Origin of the sequence: Thiohalocapsa sp. (assembly GCF_019695415.1) — a bacterium.
Lineage (GTDB): Bacteria > Pseudomonadota > Gammaproteobacteria > Chromatiales > Chromatiaceae > Thiohalocapsa.
The window spans coordinates 1-1,810 of record NZ_JAIFKJ010000536.1; the positions used below are offsets into that span (position 1 = coordinate 1).

1 protein-coding gene is annotated in these 1,810 nt (G+C 64.6%); it reads right to left on the reverse strand.

Translation table 11 applies throughout. The features are described 5' to 3' along the window. Positions 1–817: 817 nt before the first annotated feature. Entirely contained in the window at positions 818–1,099 is a 282-nt protein-coding gene (locus tag I6U14_RS14865) for a hypothetical protein (protein ID WP_296900300.1), read from the reverse strand. Between the last annotated feature and the right edge of the window lie 711 nt (positions 1,100–1,810).

Below are 1,810 nucleotides of genomic sequence, written 5' to 3' on the forward strand. Positions count from 1 at the left end.
CCGGGGTTTGTATAAGATACAGCGTCTGTGCATCTCCCTATCTCCCGGCCTCAGGCTGCCCGCCCTGACAGGCGCAGCGAGACAGCGGCGTATGATGGATTTATAGTTTCTCATACTATTTGCCCACTGTCCCAGCGGAAACGCCGTCTTCATCCATCGCATTTGGAGACGTTGCGAGAGTGCCTGGGCGAGAGAGCCTTTGCGAGACTGGCGGTAACAAGAGATGCAGCGGATCACAATCACGCTGTCAAGCGACACCAGGAATTGACCCCCTGGTGTCGTTTGACAGGCCGAGCGGGAAATGGCAGGAAATCATGATGCCGATAGAAGGACGCGGCGCGCTCGTCCTTCGCGTCCGCGACTAGGGCATACACGGCGATTTCCTGCGCTCGCGCGGGGTCTGATCTTGCCTTTTGCCTCTGGAGCCCGGGCTGTCGAAATGCCTCCGCGGTTCCACTACTGCGGTTTGCCGAAACTCCCCGCGGGACGGGGTTTGTAAACCTGTCCCGAACGCTTGGGTGGTGGCGACCCGAGCGCCTAGGCTAAAGGTTCCGAACGGGGTCGAATGCCCCGTCCGGGCGAGCGGAGCGCATCAACGAGGCACGATCTTCCGCGCGCTGATGCGCATGGGCGAGGAGATCCCCGAAGGCGACTGGGAGCGGTTCTCGGAGCTGGACCGGGAGCTGACGGCTACCGTGCGGCGACTCCGTGACACGGCAAGGGAGGGTGCAGGGACGGCGTAGGCCCCGCTGCGCGATGGGATGGACCAAACGGCGGCCGCGGTCCCTGCGGCATCGGGCTTCCCAATCGACCGGGGTTACTCCTGCGCTTCGGCTGCGGTTTCCGCCGCCTCGGCCGCATCCTCGGCGGCGGCGTCGTCCGCGCTGGCGGCATCTTCCATGCCCATGGCGGATTTTGCCTGATCTTTGGCCATGCCGGCGGCTTTGTCTACCGCGCTGTCGACGGCCTTCGCCTTCATGCCGTCCATGGCCGCGCCGGTGATCGGGTCCGAGGCGAGCAGGGCGCTCGGGGCCAGGGCCACGCTCAGGACAAGGGTGCCGCTTAGGCGGAGCAGCTTGAGGGCTTGGGTGTTCGGCATGTCGCTCTCCTGTTGATAAGGGTTGTCGTCGACGGCGTGCACGCACGCCGCGCCGGATCAAAACATGACGGCTGGAGAGGCGCCAGCACTGTCGGTGGACTTTGTCGTCTGGCCGCGCACATTCCTCCCGTCAATTGCCATCCAGATGGACTTCGCTGGTGCCGAGGCTCTGCCTCGGCACCAACCTTCACGGCTGCGCCGGCAGTGCACTCGCGCGGTGGGCTGACGGGCGGGACAGGTCGATTGGCCGTGAAATATGGGGATTCAGCTGCCGACGGCCCGCTCAACGCCGCGGCGGGTTGGCGACTCCGCTGACGGCCCCGGCTAGAGTTGCGGCGGGTGGGCATGTCGACGATGGCTGGTTCCGCTTGCTCGTCGTCCGGAAAGGGGCACGTATTCGCGGTGGCAGGCGCATGGGAGCTGCGCTGTGGCGTGGGCGCTGTGCCTGCGCGCAGAACCATCAAGACGCCCGAGCGCAGCCGCTTGTGCCTGCAGCTAAGCATTCGGCACAAACACCAGTGTGCCAGCACCAGGCAGCAGCGACGCCGACTGCATCTTCTCGGCACCGGGCGTCGGCCGTGCCTTGTCCGGGTGCACGCCGAGGCTTCGGGCAAGGAGCCACGGGAAAGGTGGTTCGTTCAATTTCTCCCTTTACTGCTTAAGGAGATGCTGATTTATTGGGCATCCTGCCCAAAAATCAGACGGAGCCGG

What these genes read in the sequence shown, in the direction of transcription:
- I6U14_RS14865 (WP_296900300.1), bottom strand. Translation starts at nt 1,099, where the DNA reads ATGCCGAACACCCAAGCCCTCAAGCTGCTCCGCCTAAGCGGCACCCTT.